Origin of the sequence: Adhaeribacter aerolatus (assembly GCF_007991635.1) — a bacterium.
In the GTDB taxonomy this organism is placed as follows: Bacteria; Bacteroidota; Bacteroidia; order Cytophagales; family Hymenobacteraceae; genus Adhaeribacter; species Adhaeribacter aerolatus.
Window position 1 is genome coordinate 22,531 of sequence record NZ_BJYS01000002.1, and the last position, 21,921, is coordinate 44,451.

General features: G+C 44.5%; 19 protein-coding genes. 7 read left to right on the forward strand and 12 right to left on the reverse strand.

What is annotated here, in order from left to right:
* Nucleotides 1-3: 3 nt before the first annotated feature.
* Complete coding sequence (locus AAE02nite_RS02065; RefSeq protein ID WP_146894789.1) at nt 4-1,014, forward strand: PorP/SprF family type IX secretion system membrane protein; 1,011 nt, start codon at nt 4-6, stop codon at nt 1,012-1,014.
* A 381-nt stretch (nt 1,015-1,395) separates the two neighbouring features.
* Nucleotides 1,396-2,343: a 1-phosphofructokinase family hexose kinase gene (locus tag AAE02nite_RS02070; RefSeq protein ID WP_146894790.1), complete on the forward strand. Its 948-nt coding sequence runs from the start codon at nt 1,396-1,398 to the stop codon at nt 2,341-2,343.
* 161 nt (nt 2,344-2,504) lie between these two features.
* Here the strand turns inward: AAE02nite_RS02070 and arsB are convergent, their stop codons facing one another.
* The 9 genes from arsB to corA all read right to left on the reverse strand — a co-directional run bounded on the left by arsB (nt 2,505) and on the right by corA (nt 12,739).
* A complete protein-coding gene (gene arsB / locus AAE02nite_RS02075; protein WP_146894791.1) occupies nt 2,505-3,599 on the reverse strand; it encodes an ACR3 family arsenite efflux transporter in 1,095 nt (364 codons plus the stop codon).
* Nucleotides 3,600-3,605: 6 nt separating this feature from the next.
* Nucleotides 3,606-4,388 (reverse strand): metallophosphoesterase family protein, encoded by a 783-nt coding sequence (locus AAE02nite_RS02080; protein WP_146894792.1) that lies wholly within the window; start codon nt 4,386-4,388, stop codon nt 3,606-3,608.
* A gap of 20 nt (nt 4,389-4,408) precedes the next feature.
* Nucleotides 4,409-4,738, reverse strand: coding sequence for an ArsR/SmtB family transcription factor (locus tag AAE02nite_RS02085; protein ID WP_146894793.1), 330 nt, complete (start codon nt 4,736-4,738; stop codon nt 4,409-4,411).
* A gap of 220 nt (nt 4,739-4,958) precedes the next feature.
* Nucleotides 4,959-5,990: a S41 family peptidase gene (locus AAE02nite_RS02090; RefSeq protein ID WP_146894794.1), complete on the reverse strand. Its 1,032-nt coding sequence runs from the start codon at nt 5,988-5,990 to the stop codon at nt 4,959-4,961.
* A 19-nt stretch (nt 5,991-6,009) separates the two neighbouring features.
* Nucleotides 6,010-6,846 (reverse strand): hypothetical protein, encoded by an 837-nt coding sequence (locus AAE02nite_RS02095; RefSeq protein WP_146894795.1) that lies wholly within the window; start codon nt 6,844-6,846, stop codon nt 6,010-6,012.
* An 82-nt stretch (nt 6,847-6,928) separates the two neighbouring features.
* Nucleotides 6,929-8,458, reverse strand: coding sequence for a S41 family peptidase (locus AAE02nite_RS02100; RefSeq protein WP_170252502.1), 1,530 nt, complete (start codon nt 8,456-8,458; stop codon nt 6,929-6,931).
* Between the two features lie 109 nt (nt 8,459-8,567).
* The gene (locus tag AAE02nite_RS26175) at nt 8,568-9,806 is read right to left on the reverse strand and encodes a helix-turn-helix domain-containing protein (protein ID WP_170252503.1); all 1,239 of its coding nucleotides are present in this window, start codon (nt 9,804-9,806) and stop codon (nt 8,568-8,570) included.
* A 404-nt stretch (nt 9,807-10,210) separates the two neighbouring features.
* The gene (locus AAE02nite_RS02115; protein WP_146894799.1) at nt 10,211-11,659 is read right to left on the reverse strand and encodes a phytoene desaturase family protein; all 1,449 of its coding nucleotides are present in this window, start codon (nt 11,657-11,659) and stop codon (nt 10,211-10,213) included.
* 102 nt (nt 11,660-11,761) lie between these two features.
* Nucleotides 11,762-12,739, reverse strand: a complete 978-nt coding sequence (gene corA / locus AAE02nite_RS02120) for a magnesium/cobalt transporter CorA (RefSeq protein ID WP_146894800.1) — start codon at nt 12,737-12,739, stop codon at nt 11,762-11,764.
* 321 nt (nt 12,740-13,060) lie between these two features.
* Here corA and AAE02nite_RS02125 point away from each other — a divergent pair, with 321 nt between their 5' ends.
* Together AAE02nite_RS02125 and AAE02nite_RS02130 are read left to right on the forward strand one after the other, a co-directional pair.
* Entirely contained in the window at nt 13,061-13,948 is an 888-nt protein-coding gene (locus AAE02nite_RS02125) for a DMT family transporter (RefSeq protein WP_146894801.1), read from the forward strand.
* A 192-nt stretch (nt 13,949-14,140) separates the two neighbouring features.
* Nucleotides 14,141-14,482: a DUF6970 domain-containing protein gene (locus AAE02nite_RS02130; RefSeq protein WP_146894802.1), complete on the forward strand. Its 342-nt coding sequence runs from the start codon at nt 14,141-14,143 to the stop codon at nt 14,480-14,482.
* Between the two features lie 52 nt (nt 14,483-14,534).
* Here AAE02nite_RS02130 and AAE02nite_RS02135 read toward each other — a convergent pair whose 3' ends face one another.
* On the reverse strand, nt 14,535-15,596 hold the full coding sequence (locus AAE02nite_RS02135) for a hypothetical protein (protein WP_146894803.1): 1,062 nt from the start codon (nt 15,594-15,596) through the stop codon (nt 14,535-14,537).
* A gap of 258 nt (nt 15,597-15,854) precedes the next feature.
* Here AAE02nite_RS02135 and AAE02nite_RS02140 point away from each other — a divergent pair, with 258 nt between their 5' ends.
* The 3 genes from AAE02nite_RS02140 (at nt 15,855) to AAE02nite_RS02150 (ending at nt 19,199) form a co-directional block, all read left to right on the forward strand.
* Nucleotides 15,855-16,295, forward strand: coding sequence for a hypothetical protein (locus AAE02nite_RS02140; RefSeq protein WP_146894804.1), 441 nt, complete (start codon nt 15,855-15,857; stop codon nt 16,293-16,295).
* Between the two features lie 381 nt (nt 16,296-16,676).
* Complete coding sequence (locus AAE02nite_RS02145) at nt 16,677-18,500, forward strand: TrkH family potassium uptake protein (protein ID WP_146894805.1); 1,824 nt, start codon at nt 16,677-16,679, stop codon at nt 18,498-18,500.
* A gap of 15 nt (nt 18,501-18,515) precedes the next feature.
* Nucleotides 18,516-19,199, forward strand: coding sequence for a potassium channel family protein (locus tag AAE02nite_RS02150; protein WP_146894806.1), 684 nt, complete (start codon nt 18,516-18,518; stop codon nt 19,197-19,199).
* Between the two features lie 32 nt (nt 19,200-19,231).
* Here AAE02nite_RS02150 and AAE02nite_RS02155 read toward each other — a convergent pair whose 3' ends face one another.
* Together AAE02nite_RS02155 and AAE02nite_RS02160 are read right to left on the reverse strand one after the other, a co-directional pair.
* Nucleotides 19,232-19,882 (reverse strand): hypothetical protein, encoded by a 651-nt coding sequence (locus AAE02nite_RS02155; protein WP_146894807.1) that lies wholly within the window; start codon nt 19,880-19,882, stop codon nt 19,232-19,234.
* 249 nt (nt 19,883-20,131) lie between these two features.
* Nucleotides 20,132-21,850 carry a hypothetical protein gene (locus AAE02nite_RS02160; RefSeq protein ID WP_146894808.1) on the reverse strand — a complete coding sequence of 573 codons (1,719 nt, stop codon included), beginning with the start codon at nt 21,848-21,850 and terminating at the stop codon, nt 20,132-20,134.
* Between the last annotated feature and the right edge of the window lie 71 nt (nt 21,851-21,921).

Sequence of the window (21,921 nt, forward strand, 5' to 3'; positions counted from 1 at the left end):
TTCATGAAAAGAATTTTAAGTTTAGTAGCTTTTTTACTGGTGGCCTTTGGCCCGGCGCTGGCCCAGCAACGGCCGCAGTACAGCCAGTACATGATGAACAATTATTTGCTGAATCCGGCTTTAACCGGCATCGAAGACTATGCCGATGTGCGATTTGGCCACCGTCAGCAATGGGTGGGTTTAGAAGGGGCGCCGGTTACTTATTATGTGAGTGCCCACATGCCCATTGGCAAACAAGCTACCCGGGTCCGGAACCGGGGGCGGGGAATTGCTAGTACCCGGACCGTAAACCGGAACCGGTTCTCGACGCCATATGCACACCACGGTTTTGGCCTTACTGCTTTAACCGACAAAACAGGCCCCCTGCGACAATCTAATTTTACCGGCTCTTATGCCTACCATTTGCCGCTGAGTACCAAGGTAAGTATCTCTACGGGCGTAACCGCCGGCGTATTGTCCCGCAGTTTTAATCCGCAGGAAGCTACTTTCACGAATCCTTTCGACCCCAGCATTAACAGCGATTATATAAATAACGCTTATTTTGATTTAGGTTTAGGCACCTGGCTTTACTCCGAAACTTTTTTTGTAGGCTTGTCGGGAGCGCAATTAATTAAAAACCGACGCGATTTAAATGCTGCCGAAGGAGACGGGAACGGTGGTGCCCGTTTGCAGCGGCATTTCTTTGTTACCGGCGGCTACAAAATCAGGGTTACGCCTAATTTCAATGTTATTCCTTCAGTTATGGTTAAGCTAGCGAGTCCGAGTCCGGTTTCGGTGGATGTTAACCTGAAGGCGGTTTATGCCGACCGGGTTTGGGCCGGCGCTTCTTACCGCAAAGACGATGCTTTTTCGGCGATGGGCGGTATTAATATTAGTCATATTATGGATGTGGGCTACGCTTACGATTTTAATACGTCTAATCTGAGTATTGCCAATACCGGATCGCACGAAATAATAGTGGGGCTTAAATTATTTAATACAAATAAAGTTATCTGTCCCCGCTGGATGCAGTAATTTATATTAATACTCAATCCAACCTGATCAAATTATTCCGGCCCTCAAGGTTTGAAGATCGTAAACTTCCTGCCGGAATAGCGTGTAAAATTTTACTTCATTCAATTTGTCAAGCCATTGCCCTTACCTGAATATTATTTTGGCCGGTTTGCCCAACATCAGTAATCATTCCTGCGTTTGAGGGCTAATGCTTGTAGTAATTTATTGATTATAAAGTGTTTGTAGCTAATGTTTGTGACTGAAAGTATTCCGGGTATATTAATTTTTAGTTTTTTACCAAATAAATAAACGGAATAATTTGTGCAACACTTGGCTAATTTTGTGTTAGTTAGAATTGAATATTTGCTTTAAATTGCCAATGTTCTGCTAAATCTCTTTTAGATGAAAATTGTTACGCTTACCATTAACCCGGCCGTAGATAAAAGTACGTACGTTGACGAAATATTACCTGATCATAAATTGCGTTGTGATGCCCCCGTATTTGAGCCAGGCGGCGGTGGCATCAACGTATCGCGGGCTATAAAACGCATGGGCGGAGAATCCCTGGCTTATTACCTGGCCGGAGGCTCTACCGGCAACGTGCTTTGCCAACTGCTGGATAAAGAGGGACTTACCCATATTCCGATTCCTTCCATTAAATGGACCCGCGAAAATTTTGCTGTTACCGAACGGAATACCGACCGGCAATATCGGTTTGGTATGCCGGGGTCCGAAATTCCGGAAGAAGAATGGAAATATTCGCTGATTAAATTAGAAAAGACGGCCCCTAGGCCCGAATATATTGTGGCTAGCGGCAGCTTGCCCCGGGGCGTACCCAACGATTATTATGCCCGCGTAGCCACCATTGCCAAAAATATGGGTGCGAAATTAATACTCGATACCTCTGGTGAAGCCTTGAAAAAAGCGGCCGGTATTGGTGTATACCTGCTTAAACCTAATATTTCGGAATTGGCTAAACTGGCGGGTAAAGAAAGCCTGGAAGAACACGAACGAGAAGGGTTTGCCCAGCAACTGGTACGGGATGGTATGTGCGAAGTTATGGTGGTATCGATGGGGGCACAGGGCGCGATGCTGGTAACCACAGACCAGATAGAGTATGTAGCCCCGCCCGAGATTAAACCCAAAAGTACCGTTGGCGCCGGCGATAGCATGGTAGCGGGTATGGTGTTTACCTTAGCGCAAGGCTGGCCGTTGTGCGAAGTAATAAAATACGGCGTAGCTGCCGGTACCGCCACCACCATGACACCCGGCTCGGAACTTTGTAATAAAGCAGATATAGAAGAGATTTACGCTTGGTTGAAACAACAGCAAATTGTAACTACCCGGTAATTCAGAATATTTAAAATTCCGGACTGCTTTTCGCTCAACCCGGTTTTTTCTTCAGTTAAAACAAAATAGCCTGTTAATTTTAACAGGCTATTTTGTTTAAATCATTGCGCTAGGGCCTCGATGGCAAGTTTATGCTCAACTCTTACTGGCTTGAAAATTCTTTATACTTGCTCCAGATGGCCGGATGTTTCTAGGGTTGGTTTCTGTTTATAATATTTCTTTCGAAACCAATAGGCAAAGTTTACCAGCAAAATTAAAGCGGGTACTTCAATTAAGGGGCCTACTACACCGGCAAAGGCTTGCCCGGAATTTAACCCGAAAACCCCAATGGCAACCGCAATAGCTAGTTCAAAATTATTGCCGGTGGCCGTAAAGGCTACCGAGGCATTCTGCGCGTAATTAGCCCCCAAGGCTTTGCCCATATAAATGCTTACTACAAACATCACGGCAAAATAAATTACCAACGGAATCGCTATCCGGATTACATCCAGCGGAATACGTACAATTAAATTGCCTTTGAGGCTGAACATGACCACAATGGTAAATAACAAGGCAACCAAGGTAATAGGGCTAATGGCCGGAATAAATTTTTGTTCGTACCAATCATTCCCTTTCATTCGGCGCAAAATAAACCGCGACAAAAAGCCTAGCAAAAACGGAATACCTAAATAAATTAAAACGCTTTCGGCAATCTGGCCCATGCTTATATCTACCACTTTGCCTTCCAGGCCAAACCAGGTAGGCAGAACTGTAATAAATAAATAGGCAAATACGCTGTAAAATAGCACCTGAAAAATACTATTAAAAGCCACCAAACCAGCTGCATATTCCCGGTCGCCCTCAGCTAATTCGTTCCAAACCAAAACCATAGCAATACAGCGGGCCAAGCCAATTAAAATAATGCCTACCATGTACTCGGGGTAATCGTGCAGAAAAATTATGGCCAGGAAAAACATTAAAACCGGACCAATCAGCCAATTAAGGACCAGCGATAAGGTAATAACTTTAACGTTTTCGAAAACCCGGCCCAACTGCTCGTACTTTACTTTGGCCAAGGGCGGGTACATCATTAAAATTAACCCAATGGCAATAGGCAGGTTTACAGTGCCTACCTGAAAGGAATTAATAAAAGCCTCGCTCTGAGGAAAAAAATAGCCCAGCAACACGCCCGCCCCCATACCGGCAAATATCCAAACGGTTAAAAACTGATCCAGGAGCGATAATCTTTTTCTTTTTTGAATATTACACTGACTCATAATTTTTTAATAAGCTTTCCGCAGCATGTCGGCAAATTCGTTAGGGAGCGGGCTATCTTCTACAGCCTGGGCTGCTCTTTCGGTATCGTAAGCTACCCGTACAAACTCAACCCGCAGGCTGTTGAGTTGGGTTAATTTGGTAGTGGGGGTTATTTCCAGCACCGCGTAACAGGCCCGGTTATCACCATCTTTAGGTTTGCCTACGGAGCCAATATTGATAGCGTGCCGGTAGCGGGATTGGCCTTCGTGCTCGTAAGGCAGCGTTCGGTGGAATGGTTTGTGGGTGTGGCCAAAAAATAAAATATCGGCGTTTGCTTCTTCCAGTAGCCGCAGAAAACTTTTCTCGGGCCGGTCTTCGAACAAATATTCGTTTATTTTGCGGGGGCTGCCGTGTACCAGCAGCGCTTCTATTTTATTTTCTTCTTTGGAGTCGTCGAGGAAAGTAAGCCGGATATGGCGGGGCAGCATCCGTAAATATTGCCGGTTTTCTTCCGAAATTATGTTGTTTGTAAACCCGATTGATACGGCTCCCAAAGATTTGTCCTGAGCGGTTTTGTAGGCACAGCCGCAATTATTACTCATCAGGCCAATGCCTTCGTCGTAATTGCCTGCTATGGTGGGTATTTTTCTTTTCCGGATTTCGGCTACTACTTCGTTGGGCCAGGGAGCATACCCTACCAGGTCGCCCAGGCAATATATGGCATCTAAGTTTCGGGTTCCCATGTCGGCCAGTACCGCTTCTAAGGCCGGTAAATTGGCATGGATGTCACTGAATAAAGCTATTCGCATAATATTTATTTCTTTTTAATTTAACAGCAGTCGCAGGATTCCAGGACCAGGGTAAATAACGCGTTAAACTGCGTCTTTACCTGTTTCATCATTTCCGGATTAAGGCAGTAGCAAACCTTTTGCCCGTCTATTTCGCCTTTTATCAGGCCAATGGCTTTTAATTCCTGTAAATGTTGCGACACAGTGGTGCGGCTTAATGGTAAATCCAGCGCAATATCGCCGGAAATACAGGTTTTTTGCCGGGCCAGTAACTTGATTATAGCTATGCGGGCTGGGTGCGAAAGCGCTTTGGCTAAGGCAGCCAGTTGCTGTTCTTCGGCAGTAAAAGATGCTGCTTTGGAATAAGTCATTTTTTAAGATTAATTATCTTTGATGTATGTCGTAAACATACGTCATAAATTTTAAAATTAAAATTGCAGACATCTATATTAAAGTGCCGTCGTTTAGCATAGTGCCAACTTAATTTGTTCTTAGCACGCCGCCGGCATAAATTATAGGTAAACCAAAAAGGCCGGATTCTCTTTAAATCACCCGGCCTTTTTAAAGTTGCTGTTGGTAGTTTTATTTGGGTTAAGGAATAGCTTGCATTGCTTTTTCAAGCGCCTTATCTTTTCCGGCTAATACTTCGGCCTTGGTTTTTTTTACTAAAATATCGGGCGCAATGCCAATGCCTTCATAACTCTTACCATCTGCCGCCCGCATATCGTTCACGCTAATAGTATAGTACCAGCCGTTCGGTAATTCGCGGCGGGCCTGGTCGGAGTAACAGCCCAAGGTAGTATCGCCAACTTGTACTACTGGTTTTGCTGCTTTAAGCGCCCAAATCAGTACTTCGCCGGAACTGGCCGTCCAGCGGTTGGTTAGTATCACAACGGGTTTGGTAAATGGGGTTTTGCCCTCGGGCTGCACATACCAGCTAACGGGTTGGGTAAAGTCGTTGTGGTTAGGGCCATTGCGTTTCCGACTGGTCATAAACAGGTTTTTAGACGTAGCAAACCGGCCGGCGATATAGGCCGCGTTTTTATCCAGGCCGCCCTCAAAATCCCGGAGGTCCAATACCAAACCATCTACTTCGTTAAAGCTACCTAAAATTTTATATAAGGCTTTTTCGTAGTAGGCTACACCAAAATCACTGTGTTTCAGGTGAAGATACCCTACGTGTGGCGAAAGCTTGCCGTACACGAAATTATCGCCGTAGGTACTTACCTCGGTTAAATATTTTTCTTTCACTACCGTTAAGGAAAAGTCTTCGTGGGTTAATTTGCCGCCCAGGCCACCATCGTAGCGCATCGGGTTCGGCCCGGGTGCCAGCATGGTCAAATGACTGTCGTCGAGGTGGTCAAGCATTTCCGACAAAATCTTAAATAATTCGGCATCGGAAGTGGTGGGCTTTACCAGGGGACGGTACTGGTTGTAAAGAGCTTGCCAGTCGATATTTTTCACCTTTATAAAAGCCGATAGCCGGTCGTATTCCTGCCAGAGCATTTCGAAGTTCTGTTCCGGATTATTTGGAGTTGTTGGTCCTACTAAGGTCTTTTCGCAACCCGAAATACCCAGGAGCATCAGTAAATAAACTATTGAGGTTATTATATTCTTTTTCATGTTGGATTAACTTTAAAATTTAAAACAAATAATTAACCTGGATATTCAGGGCCTGATTTAACACCCGGATAGGTTGGGGATGGGTGTAATGCAGCCAGGTGAAATTATAAGCCAGCCCGGTTTGCCAATGGCGGCTTAACCGGTAGCTGTAAGCAGCGTGTAGGTTCAGGCGTTGGTAATGATGCAGGGAAGTAAGTTGGCTTCCTTCGGTGAAAAATGCCTCAAAGTTGCCCCGCTCCGGGGCCGAAATAACATTGCTGTAAGGCATCCGCGACACAATGGCTACTACTGGGAAGGAAGCCCCCATTTTAAATTGCTGCTTGGGGCTTAGCTTTTTTTCGTACTGAATAGCAGCATTGAGCGAGGCTGTGTTGATACCCATGGTGCTCCAGAAGCCAATATTATCAGAATAGGCAATCCAGTTTTGCAGGGTGCCGCCTACAAATATCGATTTTGTGCCCCCGGTTTTCAGCCGCCGTAAATAACCCGCCTCCAGTTGGCCCACGTAAATGGTAGGGGCATGTAATAATTTGGTGGTAGTAGTTTCGCCGTAAAAGTCGGTACCGGTAAAAGTAAATTCGCGCATACCAATACCCTTGGGTAAAGCAGTACCCAGGTTCGCCTGAAAGTTAATAAAGGACCTGGATTTAGGAGCGCTGTGTTCGTAGGCGACCGCCACTCCGTTTAAGTTTGCCTGGTAAATAAGCGGTGAGGCTTGCTGGTCCAGGAAAGTAAGATGGCTGAGCCGGTAAGAAATGCTTAACTGGGATTGTTTAAGGTCTTGTGCACTAAGCGAGCCGAGGCTGCAGCAAAGCAGTACCGCCGCGAGCAAATGGGTAAAAGCGTTTTTTTTCATAGGTTTATTTTTTAGAGGGCAATAAAGTTCCACGCCGGATTTTTTGACCGGCTATTGAGGGTTAATAGAGTAGGTAAAGAAATTAGTTAGAAACGGTTTTTTTCGGGGCGGATTGGAAGTTAGAGGCAGCCGCTTTTTTCTTTCGGATTAAATCCAGGGTAAAAGCTAGTTCGGCGTCTCGTTTTTGCAGTACATCGTCGATAGTAGGCGTTATGGGGTAATCAGGCAATACGCCTCTATCGGAGTAAGGGTAACCCGAAACAGCCATGTGGTAGCCCCACTGCGGAACGGCAAGTTCTATGCCGGTATGCGGCAGCACGGCTACTACAAAAAAGCCGCTGGTATTGCCGTAATAACCGCCGCCGGTTTCCCGGCCCACAAAAGTCGCCCGCTTATGATGGTGGGCAATGGCGGCAAATTCTGTAATAACCGAAAAGCTGTAGCCATCGGTTAAAATATAAACATCACCTTTAAACGGATGTGACTGAGGTTTTTGCTCTTTCAGCGTTCTTTTGAAACGGAAGGTATAGCCGCCGTCTTTCGTTTTTGTTAACAAAAAGCGCCGGTAAACCGGAAAATATTTGGGTACCCAGGCAATGTGTTCGGCAAAGCTGAATTTCTTTTTTTGCGCTACTTTTAGCTGGTCGTAATACCGGAAAGGCTTTTGGGTGAGATAAGAGTAGAGCAGGGCACCCCAGCGATCTACGCCGCCTTCATTGCCGCGTACATCAATAACCAAATGTTGAATATTTTTGGCATTAATCTGCCAAAAAGTGTCTTTCAAATATTTTTCAACGTCCATTTCGTTTTTATAAATATTGAAATGGTCGATGGTTAACAAAGCGGTACTGTTGTCTTTATATTCCAGCCGGATAGGTAATTGTTTAGGTTTTTCAGTTTCTTTTTCCCGTTTTTGAATAGTAGCTAAATTAATAGCAGGTACCTGAGCGATTTTAATAGCCGTTTCGTTTTTTGGTCGGTACGCAATGTTATAAGTAGCCGAAGCCCCCACGTAGGTGCCGTAGTAGAAAGGAAAAAACTTATTTAACGATTGGTATTTTATGGCCTGACTGTTGCCATCGGCAAAGTAAACGGTGGGCAATAATTCTTGAATGAGTTCCGAAATGGGTTGGTTATTAATGGCTAATATTTCGGCGCCCAGCGGAATATTGTTTGTGCCGGCGTTATTGTGAACCAGATGAGCTTGGGTTGGCGTAAAATATAATTCCAGCGGAAATAGTTTATCCAGGTTATAATAATATTGCCAGTGCGGGCGCACGTGCGGCATATATTTTATATGACCATCTTTAATAGCCGCAATAATGGGCGTAGCGGCTACATAAAATTGCTGCTGCGTCATGGGCTGATTCAGCGTTTGGCCAATGCTGTCGAACAGCACATCAAAACGTGCTTTAGGGGTATAGCGGTAAAAGCCCGGGTGCGATTCGTCCAGAATAGTACGCATCAGTTTCAGGTCGGCTTGCAACTCGGCCGGTGTAAATTGTTTAGCCGGATCAATGGGAGTTTTGGCGGGCTGACTCATGCTTTTAAATGAGCCCAGCAAGAACAGCGAGGTAAAAAAACAGTGTTTCAAGAAGTTGATTTTTTTCATGGTTTTAGACTGATAGAACACTGCAAAACTAAATTTTGAGAAGGTGCGTGTCGTCTTACCCGCTAAGTTCAGACCTCTTTTAAAGCTTAATAAAGCCAATCCGCTAAGTTCAGCCGTTTTGGACGGTATGGTTCCGGACGTATTCCGAAGGGGTTTGGCCCGTTTGTTTTTTGAAAACCGCATTAAAAGTGGCCTTAGAATTAAAACCGGCTTCTTCGGCTACCGCCAGGTTGGTCAGGTGCCGGTACTTCGGATTAACCAGCATCAGTTGGGCCTCGGCTACCCGGTACTGGTTAATAAAATCATAAAAATTTTTACCCAAGCGGTCGTTAATTACCTGCGAGAGGTGGTGTTTCGGCAGCCCAATACTATCGGCTAATTCCTGTATGGTAATATTGCTTTCGCGGTAAGGTTTCTCCGTTTCCATAAAGGCCAGCAATTGATCCAAATAAGCCTGGCTTTCTGTTTCTTTTAAAATTGATTTCTGATATTTTTTGTTTTGGGCAACAACCGGCGGGCTGGTCGCCGGTGATAAGTCTGGTACCGAAACAGCTTCCGGTTCGGGTTGTATTTGGGCTAATTCTAACTCTAAGTCCTGGTTTATTTGTGATGCGGTTTCGGTAAAAATGCGTGGCTGGGCCAGGGTTTTGTAGCCAATCCAGTAAATAAGAATAATAACAAACCAATAATGAATGTGGTAATGGTAAATTTCGGTTAGTACCGGTATGGTCCACTTTTTGGCGTAAAAAGCAACCGTAGCTAAGAACAAAATAATCAACAAAGCATAAATAAATTGCTTCAGCCATTGCAACCGTATTTTCTCCAACTCCGAAAAAGTATCTAATATTTTGCGCTCGTATCTTTTTAAGGCTCCCGCCGAAAGCACTAAATAAAAAAGAATCAGGAATAAGGTAACTTGGCCCAGCCAACCAAAATCATCCTGACGGGCTAATTCAAAATCGTTCAGGTAAGCTATTTTTTCGGTGCGGGACTTTAAGTAATAAGGCAGTAAGTAAATAAAGGTGAGGCAAAAAGGAATAAAATGTACTAGGTCAGTCCGTTTAAATTGGGGCCGTTCGTGCGTTAATTTTTGGGTGAATAAATAGATAAGCGGACCTAAAAGCATGGGCAACAACCAGCTAACTTTGCTCAGGTGCGGAAAAGCCAGAAAGAACTCGCGGGTATCAAACGCTACCAGAGTAGATTGAAAGGAGATGATTATGATGAGGCCAGCCAGCAGACGATTAGCCAATTGGTTGGCTTGCCGGGTTGCCAGCAAAAAAGCCAGGAACAAACCTTGCACCGCCCCACCTACCAAAATAATCTGCAAAACCTGCACTACCGACATAAAATCCGGGCTCGAAATAAATTAACCAAATTTATAGATTTTGCCGCGATTGGTAAATATTTCAGCTCGTAAATACTACCTAATGCCCTATAAAATAGGACTGGCGCTTAAGTGTACATTATTGGTAATCCTGAGTTTGTAGAAGGATCTATAACAGCATTGTAAAGTAGTTATTAGCTATTTCGACAAGCTCAACATGACCACAATAATGTAAGCGCATAAACTTCCTAATAGTGGTATAAATTCCTGCGTTTCGTGCCAGCTTTAAGATAAGGTTTGGGTAAAGCTTTGTAATATTCCGAATGGAATTTTATCGGTTTGCCAGATGTGTTTACGCTTAAGGATGAATAATAATTTAGGTATGGCTTTCTAGTTTAAGACAGCCGTTAGTTTATCCAAAAAGATTATAAACTGGGTGTGGCTCGAATATTAAAGACATCTTTCAGCGCGCGGCGGGCAGCGTGGTAACCGCACATGCCGTGTACACCACCGCCTGGTGGGGTGGAGGAAGAACAGATGTAAATGCCTTTGGCCGACGTCCGGTAAGGCGAAAGCCGCAGGGCTGGCCGGGTAAAAAGTTGCCCAATATCAATAATGCCGCCGTTTATGTCGCCGCCAATATAATTGTTGTTATAAGCCTGCATCTGGGCGGTATTCATGGTATGGCGGTGCAAGATTATATCCCCGAAGCCGGGGGCAAAGCGCTCTACCTGATTTTCGATGGCGGCGGTCATGTCTTTTTCGGAGCCGTTGGGTACGTGGCAGTAAGCCCAGGCTGTATGTTGGCCCGCCGGTGCGCGGGTGGCATCGAACAAGCTTTGTTGAGCCAAAAGCACAAATGGTTTTTCGGGATGATGGCCCCTGGAAGTTAATTTCTCGGAGGCCGCAATTTCTTCCAGGGTATTGCCTAAATGCACGGTGCCGGCTTGCCGGACTTCGGGGGCGTTAAAAGGAATGGGACCAGCTAACGCCCAATCTATTTTAAATACACCCATGCCGTAGCGGTATCGTTGCAATTGCCATTTATAAACCGATGAAAATTGGTGACCGGCAATTTGCAATAACTGTTTGGGCGTAACATCCAGCAACACCGCGTGGGAAGAAGGCAATTCTTTTAAAGATTTTACATAAGTATTTGGTTCTATTTTTCCGCCCAACGAAATAAAATAAGCCGCTAAGGCATTAGCAATAGCCTGCGAACCGCCTTTGGGCATTGGCCAACCGTGCAAATGCCCCATTGCCATTAGTACCAATCCAATGGCTGAAGTGGTAGCATTTGACAAAGGTTGAATAGAATGAGCAGCCATACCAGCCCAAAGTCCCCGGGCCTTCTTCGTTTTGAAGTAGCGGTTAGCCAGAAAGTTTGCCGAAGTAAGCGCATTTAAGCCGAAACGAGCCATCGCAAAAGGATTGCGAGGAATGCGTAACGGTCCTAATACCGCGGTTGCTAATCCGGGCCAATCTTTTACCAAAGGCGCTAACAAATTCTGGTAAGCTTGCGCATCAGCCCCAAGTAAATGAGCGGTTTCGGTTAATGATTTGCCTAAAATAGCGGCAGTACCATCATCGAAGGGATGAGCCGCGGCAACCGGCGGATAAATATATTCCAAACCATGGGCTTGAAGCGGCAAGGTTTTAAAAAAGGGTGACTCAGCGGCCAGCGGGTGAATAGCCGAACAAATATCGTGAACAAAGCCCGGTAGAGTTAATTCAGCGGAGCGTAAACCCCCGCCAATCGTAGCTTTAGCCTCCAGCAACAAAACCGATAACCCGGACTGTTGTAAAGTAATGGCTGCGGCCAAACCGTTAGGACCGCTGCCTACTACTACCGCATCAAAATCACGTTTAGTCAAATTATTTTATCTAAAATATAGCTGGCAAGGTATACTCATTTACCTAATAAAGGGTTAAAATATTCAGAATTATTCCGGATTAATAACAACAAGAAATCGGCTTTACAGCCAGCCTGATTGCTTGAAATGCCGGTAAAGGAAAACACAGGTGCCGGCAATAAATACAAGTACCACCGGGTAGCCAAACCGCCAGTTCAGTTCCGGAATAAATTCGAAGTTCATGCCGTAGATGCCCGCAATGGCCGTGGGTACGCCCAGAATGGCCGCCCAACCGGCAAATTTTTTGGAAACCTCGTTCTGCGAAATAGAAATAAGCGAGAAATTAACTTCGAGTACACTGGTAAGCAGCTCGCGGGTGGTATCTATCATTTCGTTTATCCGGATGGCGTGGTCGTAAATATCGCGGAAGTAGGGGCGGGTTTCTTCCGGAATTATGGTAGAGTCGAAGCGCATCAGGCGGTTGCAAATATCTATCAGCGGCGAAACGGCCCGCTTTATTTCCAGTAGTTCCCTTTTTAGCTGGTAAATTTGGGTAATGGTTTCGCGATTGGGTTTGCCGCTGAAAACATCGGCCTCCAGTTTTTCCAACTCTTCGCCTAAAGTCTGAATAATAGGAAAATATTGATCGACAATGGCATCCATAACGGCATAAAGGGCAAAGAACGGACCTTTGCGCAACAAGTGCGGCGTGCTTTCGCACCGGGTTCGCACGTCGCTGTAAGAAAAAGTAGAGCCATGCCGTACCGTTACAATAAAATTTACGCCTACAAAAAAGTGTGTTTCGCCAAAGGTAATCTCGCGTTGCCCTTCCTGCAACTGGGCCGTGCGCAGTACAATAAAGAAAGTGTCGCCGTACGTTTCAATTTTAGGCCGCTGGTGGGCACGGTGGGCATCTTCAATAGCCAAGTCGTGTAAGCCAAACTCTTGCTGGGCTTCGGCCAGCAAAGCTTCGTCGGGCTCGTTTAGTCCAATCCAAACAAATTTATCGGTTTGCTGGAGTATTTTGCCAATGTCGTTTACTTTGAGGTTGGCTATCCGGTGGCCATCTGCATAGGCAGCACAATTTATGACGGCGCTCATACCTCAATCTATAAAATAGTTGGCAAATATTCACTGCTCCGCGTTAAATAATAACGAGTTTAAGCTGTAGCAAAAGGCATCAGCTAAAGAGAATGTTTTAAATATTGTAATAGTCTGCGCCAGAACTAGCCAGAAGCCAATCTAAGAAAACAAACTACCCGAACCCTGCCTTAACTAAGGCGGGGAACTAAGTTGCCTTTTTCTACAGTATTTACTTCAGATAAGTTGTAACCTTATCTATATTAAATATTAAGTAAAATTGCCCACTGCCTGTTTGGTATTAAATTATTTACTTTGCCGGCGTAAATATTAAACCTGTGTATGCGCCAGTTACTGCCCGGATTACTTTTTGCCATGCTGTGGGCCTCGGCTTCGGTAGCAACTAAAATAGGAATCCAGGCGGCCGATCCGCTGGTGCTGGCTTTGGTCCGGTTCCTGATTGCCGGTACCCTGATGCTGGTTTATGCTTATTTTTTGCAGCCCGGCGGCAATCCAATGCCCCGCGGCGTACAATGGCGCTATATAATGGTCTTTGCGCTATTAAATACTACCATTTACCTGGGCGCTTTTGTGCTGGCATTAAAGCAGGTTTCGGCTGGAATCGGCAGTTTATCTACGGCTACTAATCCTTTATTTATTACCTTACTTTCGGCGGTTTGGCTGCAGCGGACCTTAAAGTGGTACGAAGGAGCCGGTATTTTGCTGGGGCTGGCCGGCGTAGCGCTGGCTACTTACCCGTTGCTACAAACCAGCCACGCTACTCTTACGGGGTTGTTAATATTACTAACAGGCATGGTATCGGTTTCGGCGGCTACAGTTTATTATGCGCGCATAACCTGGAATTTACCGGCGTTGGTTATTAATGGCTGGCAGGTATTAATTGGGGGTATTTTTCTGCTGCCTTTTACTTTGTTTACTGCCAATATTAGTGCCACCCGCTGGAATGCGCAGTTTTGGGGTGGGGTGCTTTGGCTCATCGGGCCGGTTTCGATTGTGGCTTTGCAACTCTGGTTTTTCCTGGTGCGGCAAGATACCGTAAGGGCTTCGCTCTGGTTATTTCTCTGCCCAATTTTTGGCTTTGTTTACTCCTGGGCATTATTAGGTGAGCCCATTACAGGTTATACGTACGCCGGAACGGCTATGGTAATTGCCGGGTTGGTGCTGGCCCAGCGCGAAAAACTGCGTCGTACCAAAGTGGCTGAAGCCTGATTTATAATGTTTGAAATTGTAAGCTATTAATATTTTATTTATCAGATAAATAAGGTGTAATTATAAAGCAAAAGAACTTTCTTGTTTGACGAAATCACAGAGTGGGAAGTATTTTATTAGGGTGTGCAACCACTTAGTTAAATATAGGGTCAAAACAAAAGGGATTGGATTTATTAAGAAAGAATACATATCGTGAAACGACTACTATTTTTACAAGTGTTAATTATTTTAATTTTTACCGGTTGCGATAGATTAGGCATTGAACCAGGCGTTTCCGATTGTATTGTTAAGAGTACAAAGAAATTAAACAAGGAATCACCATGCGATAAAGGTGCTTCTGTCAAAGAATATAAATTTCAAAACAAGATAGTTTATGTTCTCAGTCCTGGAAATTGTATGTCAGATAGTGGCGCTAAAGTAGTAGATGCTGAATGCAACCAAATTGGTTATTTAGGAGGACTAACCGGCAACACCAAAATAGATGGAATAGAATTTTCTACTGCGACCTTTATCAGAACAATTTGGGATAATTAAATAGAATACTAATCTAATCTGAAACACTGCAAATGGTACAAAAGCTAAAATATTAGCTTTGCTTTCTATGAACATTAACCACAATCCGGGGTTCGCGGGTTAAAATGGTTTTGAGGTTTAACCGCACCAAATCGCCCATATTATTGCACTTCAGAAACTCGTCTAACTGGTGGTGCTCGGCCAAATCTTTTTTTAGCTGCTCTACTTTTTCAGGCGTCGAAATGGTGTCGGTGCGCATTATGTCAATCAGGTCTTTCAGCCGGTAGCGGGCCAGTTTTAAACGGTGATACAGCAAGGTGCGTTCTTCGCTTAAATATTGCTGAATGGTTTGGGGCTTCAGCAGTTTTAATACCAGTTCTACTACCTTGTTGTTGTCTTTAAAAAACTGTGGCAGGTACATTACCTTGCGGCCTTCGTACGATTGCTGGTCGAAATCGATGGAACGCACCCGGTATTGCTCGTCTTCAAAATCGGGCGTAACATCTATTACGTAATTGTAAGAGCGCATATCGCCGAGCAGTCGGATAAAACAACGCTCGTTAAATTTTACAAACTCTTTGGCTATGCGCACCAGGTTGGTGTTGGGCCGGGGCAAATATTCTTTTATAAACACATCGCCGGGTATGCCGGCAATATGCTCTTCAATCAGGGTTTCGCCGTCTACGAGGTAATTAATGCGGCTGGGCGATAATATATGCTCCAGTTCCAGACCGTAAATCCGTGAAGCATCGGCGCGTTTTACATAAAAATAATCGTAGTTATCGTTTAGCTGGTTTTTAATTTGTACCCGAAACGGATTGGTATTACCAAAGGTGCAATAATCTACCCTGGATACCTGCAAGTGTTCCATTACCGAAATATCACCGTCGGTTTTTAACAAGGCATAAATCATGGTCAGGCCCTGGTTAAGTTCTTCGCGCTGGTGCTGTTCGTAAAGTACCACCTGCCACAACGTATCGTGCCCTTGCTTATCGTAGTACGGAAAAGACTCGGTATAATGCGTTAAGTCTTCGTAACGCAGCGGCAGTTTTCTTTCCCGGTCGTAGGTTTGCAGGTATTTCCGCAGCTTTTTCGATACCGGGTAAACCAGCTTCTTTTTAGAAATAGTATGCACAGGTTAAATAATTTAAGGTAAATCTAAGCAAAATAATGGCTTGGTTTTGCGGCCGTTTACGTTTATCTTATAGGCGTATAACGTTACAGATAATAAGCATACTATGTGCATTATTGGTTTTACTATCGGGTTATTTCGCCAGAACCAGCCTGATGTATACGTCAGCCCCGTATTTGGTTCTTGCGCAGATTCAGTTACCCACTTGATAAAAAGCAGTGATATTTTAATTACTATAAATCTAATTTTAAATAAAACAGCATGAAGGTAATATTTCTACTGCCAATATTTTTGTGGCTGTTAGTGGGTTGTGCCGAAAAAGCAGCGCCGGTGCCCAGCCTGGACGACCGCATACAAGGAAACTGGAAAAGCACCTTTACCCGCAATTATTACGATGGCGCGGGTAACAAAATTTTTGAGGAGCAGGAAAACGATACTGTTACTTTTAAATTTACGAAAGGGTATGTTACCTTATCAAAGCAAAATGCAACACCGAAATCATCTAAATATGTGTTACACGAGATAGAAGATGAAAAATATATTCTTCTTGACACACCCGGCGGTTCGCAACACTTAATTACCTTTTTAACCGAAGAAAGAATGTACTGGCAAGTAGCTATTGCGCCCGACAATTATATAGAAAACGGAGTTGCTAAGCGGGCTGCTAAAATGGTTGTGGTAACGGAATTTATTAAGCAATAGTAGCAGCCTATGGGCTATAATTAGTTCAAAATGAACGCCAAGGCGTAGTTACCGGGAAAATCTTTTTCCGCCAGCGGTTTTAACAGGAGTCATCTAACCGGAGTAAAGCAAACTTTGTGGGGTTGCCGCTGTTAAATAGCCTTAAGCTGCGCAGCCACGCAGGGTAGCATGTGTCTAAAGTTGAATTCGGGTACATGCCAGGTTTAGCTTTTCGGCAAATGCAGTAAGCAGGGCTATTTGTAAACTTTCAGCTAAATATTTATAGCTTTACGCATAGTGGCTTGTGCGCTTTGGTACGGAAGGATAACCCGTTTTATTGCCTTCATAAATACTGCCATTCATAAACAGGTTGAAAATTGCCTTAACATACCACGATAAAGCATGAGCCAGACACGCTGGGTAAAGCAAATGCAGCACACCTTGGTGCGATGGCGGAAGCAGGCACTCAAAGTAATAGAGCAGGTTACATTATTCCTGAGTGTGGTTGCCCTGCTGCTGATGCTCTATAATATTGGCTTTAGTTATACACCCGAAACCGAGAGCGCTATTCACAAAGCGAATTCTTTTTTGCTGATTACTTTTTTTGTGGTGCTGGGTATCCGGTTTCTGGCTTTGTTTAACCACCGGAATATTACCCGGAAACGCAGGCTTGAAATTGTGCTGCTCTTGTTCTTTTTTCTGGCGCTTTGCCTGCGCTTTTTTATGCGCAACACGCCTTACGGAGATGTAAGCTGGATTAGCTTCTTCGACCGGCGCGCTTTTACCCACCTGGTTTTTATTTATATTTTCCTGGTGCAATTATCCCGGGTAGATTTCCGGATTTACCGGTTAACCTTTAACCCGGCGCTGCTCTTTATTTACAGTTTTTTATTTTTAATTTTTGCCGGTGCTGGCTTACTGCTGCTGCCCCGGGCTACGCACCAGGAAATTTCTATTCTGGATGCTTTTTTTACCGCTACCAGTGCCGTTTGCGTTACGGGTTTAACCGTAGTAGATACGGCTACGGCCTTTACCCCTTTTGGTAAAAAAATTATAATCTTACTTATTCAGCTGGGCGGCTTGGGTATCATGACTTTTACCAGCTTTGTGGCGCTTGTTTTCCAGAGAAACAGCACTTTTAAGAACCAGTTGTTTTTGCAAAGCATGGTAAACGAAGAACACCTGGGCCAAACTTTCCGCACCATTATTAAAATTGTAGGCGTTACTTTACTCATAGAAGCTATTGGGGCGCTGTTTATTTATTTAAGTATAGATAAGCAGCTTTATAATGGCAACCCGGTAGAACAGTGGGGCTTTGCTGTTTTCCACGCTATTTCGGCCTTTTGTAATGCCGGTTTTTCTACCCTAACCGATGGGCTGTACGATAGCCGGATTCGGTACAATTATAATTTACAGCTCACGCTGGCCTGGCTCATTATCTTTGGCGGATTAGGTTTTCCTATAATGTTTAACATTTATAAATACCTGAAACAGGAAATATCAAAATTGTTTTACGCTGTTTTCCGGCCACACGCTTATAAGCACCAACCCCGGCTGTTAAGCGTTAACTCTAAAATTGTGCTTATAACCACGGCTATATTATTGGTTTTGGGTACTGTCTTGTTTGGGGTGCTGGAGTATCGGCATGCCTTGCAGGAACACTCCTGGTACGGTAAACTGGTTACTTCCTTTTTTGGGTCGGTTACCCCCCGGACGGCCGGGTTTAATACGGTTAGTATGACTGCCCTAACCACGCCTACTGTTTTAATATATTTGCTGCTCATGTGGATTGGTGCTTCGCCGGCTTCCACCGGGGGCGGTATTAAAACCACAACCATTGCCCTTGCTTTCCTAAATATCATCAGCATTGGCAAAGCCCGCGACCGCCTGGAAGTAATGCACCGGGAAATCCCTAATGAGTCGGTTAAGAGAGCCTTTGGGGTAATATTTTTATCTTTTATGATTATTGGCCTGAACGTTTTTCTGGTAACCGTTTTCGATGCCCGGCACGATTTAAAAGCCGTGGTTTTCGAAGTTTTTTCGGCCTTTGCTACCGTAGGTCTAAGTTTAGGCCTTACGCCGCAGTTAAACGATGGTAGTAAAATAATAATAATGCTTACTATGTTTTTGGGGCGGGTGGGCATTATTACGTTTGTGCTTAGTTTTATTAACCGCGACAAAGCCATGCATTACAGCTACCCCAGTGAAAATATTATTATCAGCTAACGTAAAGCATTACAAATGAAATATATAATTGTGGGATTAGGTAATTTTGGTTCTACCCTGAGCATGCAGCTTACCGCTATGGGCCACGAAGTAATAGCGATTGATAAAAGCCTGGAAAAAGTAGATAATTACAAAAACCAGATAACCCACACTATTTGCCTCGATGCCACCGACCAGCAAGCCTTGCATACCTTGCCCATAAAAGAAACCGATGTCGTAGTAATAGGTATCGGCGAGGATTTTGGCGCCTCGGTAATGGCAACTGCCTTGTTTAAACAGCTAAACGTAAAGCGCATTATTGGCCGGGCTATCTCGCCCATTCACCAGAAAGTACTCGAAGCCATTGGCATCGACCAGATTGTGCGGCCGGAACAGGAAGCGGCCGAGCGTTTGGCTAAACGCCTGGAAATGAAAGGCGTAATTGATTCTTTTGATTTAGCCGATGATTACAACATTATTGAGGCTACCGTACCTGACCGTTACGTTGGCCTGACGATTGTAGAATCTAACATCCGGAACCAGTATAAGGTAAACGTGCTCACCATTTTGCGCGCCGATAATAGTATAAAGTTGTGGAACAGAAGTGTGCAGCGCCGGGTGCTGGGCGTAGTTACAGCCGATACCCGTTTCGAGCAAAACGATATTCTGGTATTATTTGGCCGGATAAAAGATATTGAGCGGCTATTACACGCAGAGTAAATGATTGCCTGCGTTGGCAGAAAAGCTGGCTATCAAGAAGCTTTAACCTGACTCATCTTGCCTATTTTGGGAATTACCTGAATGAGAAAGCGTTTGTTCTCGTATTCGCGGCGGCCGGTATAGCGCCCCGTACCGTAAAAGCCGCTGCCGGCAATAATTATCTCGAAACGATTGGGGTTAAAGTTAATATTGCGGGCCTGCCAAAAGTTAAGTAAAGCCAATGCCCGGTTATAACTCAGTTCGTACCCGTAATCGCGGTTTTTTATGTGAAACTTAGGGTCGTACGGATCGCGGGCAGCCATGCCTTCAATAATGACCAGGTATTTTACGCCCTGATCTTCTTTAATATCTTCAATTATTTTTTTTAAGGTTAAGCCAGCCTGGTAAAGCACTTCTTTGTCTTTTTCTTTAATTACCCAACTGTCCTTGTCAAAAGTTATATCCACTTTCAACTCGTGGCGCTTATTCACCGGGTCGAAACGGAAGTATTTGCCTTCGAGGCCTTTCAGCGCTAATTCTATTTCCTGAATTTTGCGCAATTGCTCCACCTGTACCAGCAATTCGCTCTGTTTATCCTGAAATAATTTGTAGCTCAGCACAAACAACACCAGCATCACAATAAATAATGCCGTCATGAGGTCGACGTAACTGGGCCAGAAAAAATCTTTATTATCTTGTTTCAATGATTATTTATTTTCCAATCAATAGATTAACCCATTGTAATGTTTAAATAGTTAACCAATTTTAGTCTGATTTATCTAGTTGTTTCTTTTTGACTGATGTTACGAAAAGCTAAAAAACAAAAGTTTAAGTAACCCACCTTTGTCATTCAGGAGGAAACTTGTTAGTAGATAACCAACAAGTTTCCTCCTGAATGACACAAATGAACTTCATCGGCTTCGAACAACAAGTAACGAATAACGACCAACGAATTACTTACCCATCATTCGGTTCATCATTTTCTTAAACATGCCGGGTTGGGTGAGTTTATCCAGGTTGTAGTTGAGCATTTCCATTTGTTTCACCAGCCGGGCTTGTGTTTCATTGTCGCGGTCTATTTTTTCGAGTAAGGTGCGTTGCGTCTGGTTCAGTTCCTGGCGCATGGTTTCCTGCTGGCGGTTTAGCTGCCCGAAAGGCTCCAGGTAATTAACAATGCGCTCGTAAATATTATCGCGGTTCAGGTGCTCAAAGTGGTTGGCCCAGCGTTCGTAAGCGTTCTGCGCGTCCTGTTCTAAATATTTCATGCGGGCATCCATCAGCTCGGTTAAGCGGCCCGCCGACTGGTCGTAGAACTGCTCAATCTTAGCCGAAATATCTTCCATCTCGCGCTCGTGTTTGCCGAAAAAATCGAGCTGCTTCTGAATCAGGTTATCGTGCTGGCCAATGTGTTGCCCCAGGTTGTTAATACCTTTCTCAAAGCTGCTCATGCGGTCCAGCAAACCATGAATCTTGCTCACCGTCTGGTCGCCCATTTCCAGCGATTTATTCAATGATATTTGGTAACCCAAAAACTTCTGAAACTCCTCGGTACTCCGGGTAACCTTATCAAACACCTGCACGCTGGCATTGGCAATTTCGGTATAGCCCACTTCTTCCATCTTCACCAGGAAATCGCGCTGCACTTTAATGTTTTCCGTGATGCCAGCAATAATGGGCTTGAAATCAGCTACTTTATCAAAAAAGTCTTTGTTAAACGCATCCAGTACCGATTTTAGGTTACCTAAACTGGTAGCCATATCGGAGTGCAGTTTGGGCAATAAGCGGGCCTGCAAAAAGGTGTAGTAATTGTTTTTTAGATGATCGCGCTGGAAACGGGCATTTTTAAATAGGTTGTTGCCCCACAACGTAAAAAGCAAACCGGCAAAGCTGCCCACCATCGCCACCACCACACCGGTTATAAAAGTCTGGATAGATTCGTTACTGACGCCTTCACCGAAAATAATGCCCGACAAGCCCAGGATTACACCCAAAAAAGTGCCCAGCAAACCAATGTAAAGCGGCGTAGCCACCGTAGCCTGTATTTCGCTCTCCAGCACCTCCGATTGCCGTTCCGCAATATCTTTTAAAATATTAAAATCAGCAGCCGCACCTTTGTTATGGCGCAAATAATCGTTCGTATCCTGAATAATTTCGGCGAAAGCAGGGGAGGGCCGGTCGGCTGCGATTATGTCAATTTCTACTTCCGGAGCAGTATTAGCCGATGCTGACGTAATATTGTTACCGGCAGTTTCTAATCCTACAATTTGGGTGTCGGCGTTCTGGGCGATATTCAGCAGCCGGAGGTACGGCATCTGGTAGATTTCGGAGGTAGAGGCAAAACCTTCATATACGGTTTTCTTCATCTCAATGGCTTCGCCGCGGTTATTCAGGTTGGTTACCTGATGCAGTTCCGAAGGCTTACTAAGAAAAAGAAATTTTTTACCTTGCTCCAGTAATGCTAGTTTTTCGGCAGCGGCCGGGGGCAAACTGTTGCGGGCCTCGTCCGGTGTTTTACCGCTGGCATCTACGTATTCCTTTGTTATCCGGAGCCGACTTTTACCTGGAAATAATTCTGCCAAGCGGGCTATCTTTCCCCGGTTCTGGAGAAAGATAAAGCCTTGCAGGAGTACAATCCCGATAATTACAAATATCTCTAATATTACTTCAAACATGTTTGGTTTAAGGCGGTCGCTGATTTTACTTTTGTTTTCAGAATTCCTTCTTTGTCATTCAGGAGAAAGCT

Bases quoted from the DNA above. Each gene is read 5' to 3' on its own strand.
- AAE02nite_RS02150 (WP_146894806.1), top strand. From the start codon at position 18,516: ATGAAATATATAATTGTGGGATTAGGTAATTTTGGTTCTACCCTGAGC.
- arsB (WP_146894791.1), bottom strand. From the start codon at position 3,599: ATGAGTCAGTGTAATATTCAAAAAAGAAAAAGATTATCGCTCCTGGAT.
- AAE02nite_RS02090 (WP_146894794.1), bottom strand. From the start codon at position 5,990: ATGAAAAAGAATATAATAACCTCAATAGTTTATTTACTGATGCTCCTG.
- AAE02nite_RS02080 (WP_146894792.1), bottom strand. From the start codon at position 4,388: ATGCGAATAGCTTTATTCAGTGACATCCATGCCAATTTACCGGCCTTA.
- AAE02nite_RS02085 (WP_146894793.1), bottom strand. From the start codon at position 4,738: ATGACTTATTCCAAAGCAGCATCTTTTACTGCCGAAGAACAGCAACTG.
- AAE02nite_RS02095 (WP_146894795.1), bottom strand. From the start codon at position 6,846: ATGAAAAAAAACGCTTTTACCCATTTGCTCGCGGCGGTACTGCTTTGC.
- AAE02nite_RS02100 (WP_170252502.1), bottom strand. From the start codon at position 8,458: ATGAAAAAAATCAACTTCTTGAAACACTGTTTTTTTACCTCGCTGTTC.
- corA (WP_146894800.1), bottom strand. From the start codon at position 12,739: ATGAGCGCCGTCATAAATTGTGCTGCCTATGCAGATGGCCACCGGATA.
- AAE02nite_RS26175 (WP_170252503.1), bottom strand. From the start codon at position 9,806: ATGTCGGTAGTGCAGGTTTTGCAGATTATTTTGGTAGGTGGGGCGGTG.
- AAE02nite_RS02140 (WP_146894804.1), top strand. From the start codon at position 15,855: ATGAAGGTAATATTTCTACTGCCAATATTTTTGTGGCTGTTAGTGGGT.
- AAE02nite_RS02125 (WP_146894801.1), top strand. From the start codon at position 13,061: ATGCGCCAGTTACTGCCCGGATTACTTTTTGCCATGCTGTGGGCCTCG.
- AAE02nite_RS02160 (WP_146894808.1), bottom strand. From the start codon at position 21,850: ATGTTTGAAGTAATATTAGAGATATTTGTAATTATCGGGATTGTACTC.
- AAE02nite_RS02065 (WP_146894789.1), top strand. From the start codon at position 4: ATGAAAAGAATTTTAAGTTTAGTAGCTTTTTTACTGGTGGCCTTTGGC.
- AAE02nite_RS02145 (WP_146894805.1), top strand. From the start codon at position 16,677: ATGAGCCAGACACGCTGGGTAAAGCAAATGCAGCACACCTTGGTGCGA.
- AAE02nite_RS02070 (WP_146894790.1), top strand. From the start codon at position 1,396: ATGAAAATTGTTACGCTTACCATTAACCCGGCCGTAGATAAAAGTACG.